The sequence below is a fragment of the Rhizobacter sp. P2_H2 genome (assembly GCF_056403375.1).
This window is the reverse complement of the sequence record NZ_JBFUFP010001026.1, coordinates 1-1,926: the sequence shown is the minus strand read 5'-3', so window position 1 is coordinate 1,926 and position 1,926 is coordinate 1. Positions and strand designations below refer to the sequence as shown.

2 protein-coding genes are annotated in these 1,926 nt (G+C 67.0%); both read right to left on the bottom strand.

Annotation, left to right across the window (positions count from 1 at the left end):
• On the bottom strand, nucleotides 1-628 hold a 628-nt coding region (locus AC1D15_RS29610), incomplete at its 3' end, for an ABC transporter permease subunit (protein ID WP_477828833.1).
• A 33-nt stretch (nucleotides 629-661) separates the two neighbouring features.
• The gene (locus AC1D15_RS29605) at nucleotides 662-1,822 is read right to left on the bottom strand and encodes a BMP family ABC transporter substrate-binding protein (RefSeq protein WP_477828832.1); all 1,161 of its coding nucleotides are present in this window, start codon (nucleotides 1,820-1,822) and stop codon (nucleotides 662-664) included.
• Between the last annotated feature and the right edge of the window lie 104 nt (nucleotides 1,823-1,926).

Here is a 1,926-nt window from a genome sequence, read left to right as displayed (position 1 = left end):
TCCACAGGCCGAGCGCGATGCAGGCAACGATGCCGAAGACGAGGCCCCAGTGGATGTCGCTGCCGCCGATGCCGCCGATCAGCAGTGCATCGGCGATCGGTCGCGTCGACGGCTTGTTCAGGCTCGCCGGGTCGCGCAGCGGGCCCTCRACAAAATGCTTGAACAACGCCACCGCGATGTAGGCGAGCAGCAGGCTGCTGATCGTTTCGTTGACGCCGCGGCGCTGGCGCAGCAGGCCGACCAGCGCGATCCACGCCGCACCCGCCGCGGCTGCGGCGATCAGCAGCAGCGCGCTGCCGAACGCGTTGGCCGGCGGCGTGATCAGGTAGGGCAGGCTCGCGCACGCGAGGCCGCCCAGCACCAGCGCGCCTTCGCCGCCGATCACGACCAAGCCGGCCCGCGCGGGGATCGCGACGCACAACGCCGTCAGCATCAGCGGTGCCGCGCGCTGCAGCGAGTTCTGCCACGAGAACCAGTCGCCGAATGCGCCCTTGAACAGCAGCGTCCACGCGTCGACCGGGCTCTTGCCGCCGAGCCACACGAAGGCGCCGAACAGCAGCAGCGCGCCGGCCATCGCGAGCAGCGGCAGCGCGACGGCTTCGAGCGATTCAGCGTGGCGTGCGTTCATGATGGAAGGACGCTCCCCGGATTGSCATCCGGGCTACGCACCGGTCTTGCCGACGACGCCTTCGACGAGGTAGTTCATGCCTTCGAGGGCCGGATCGGTCTGCTTGAAGACCTTGCCCGCCTCGATGATCGTCTTGCCGGCGTTGTCCTTCAGCGGGCCCTTGAAGATGTCGAAGCTACCCTTCAGCATCGCGGCCTTCACGTCGTCGGCCGCCTTCTTCGCCGGGGCCGACACCATCGCGCCGTACGGCGACGGCTTCACGAAGCCCTCCTTCAGGCCGCCGCGCACGAAGTTCGGGTGCGGCTTGCCGGTGCGCGCCGCATCGATGATGGTCTTGTACGCGGTGATCCAGTTCCACTCGGCACCGGTCAGGTACGCCGCCGGCGCGAGCTTGGCCTGGCTCGCGTGGTAGCCGCAGACGAACTTGCCGCGTTTGGCGGCCGTCTCGACGATCACCTTCGGCCCGTCGACGTGCATAGTGAACACGTCGATGCCCTGGTCGGCGAGGCTGTTGGTGGCCTCGGCCTCTTTCACCGGCATCGACCAGTCGCCGGTGAAGATCACCGTGGTCGTGATCGACGGATCGACCGAGCGCGCGCCCATCGTGAACGCGTTGATGTTGCGCAGCACCTGCGGGATCGGCTTGGCGGCAATGAAGCCGAGCTTCTTGCTCTTGCTCATGTGCCCGGCGACGACGCCGTTCAGGTACTGGCACTCGTCGATGTAGCCGAAGAAGCTGCCGGTGTTCTTCGGGTGCTTGCCCTCGGTCCACATGCCGCCGCAATGCGCGAAGCGCACGTTCGGGTTCTTGCCCGCGACCGCCAGCATGTGCGGGTCGAAGTAGCCGAACGAGGTGGGGAACAGCAGCGTCGCGCCGTCCTGCGAGATCATGCCCTGCATGGTCTTCTGCACCGCCGTGGTCTCGGGGACGTTCTCCTCTTCCACCGCCTTGATGCCGGGCAGCTTCTTGATCTCGGCCACCGCCTCGGCATGCGCCTGGTTGTAGCCGAAGTCGTCCTTCGGGCCGACGTAGATGAAGCCGGCGGTGATCGGGGCCTGCGCGTTCGCGAGGCTGCCGAAGCCACCCAGGCCACCCAGGGCGAGCGCCGCGCCGGCGCCCTTCAGGACATCCCGCCGATGGAAGCCGGCCGTGAACTTCTCTTGCGTCGTCTCTTGGGTCGTCTCTTGCGTCATTTCTGCGCTCCTGTGCGTCGCCGCTGAAGTGGGTTCGCAGGAGTCATGCCCGTTCGCCAGTGCACGATCCCGATCGCCGCTGTTTAGAACACCTTCTTGTATAC

Coding starts and splice junctions, on each gene's coding strand:
- AC1D15_RS29605 (WP_477828832.1), bottom strand. CDS start 1,822: ATGACGCAAGAGACGACCCAAGAGACGACGCAAGAGAAGTTCACGGCC.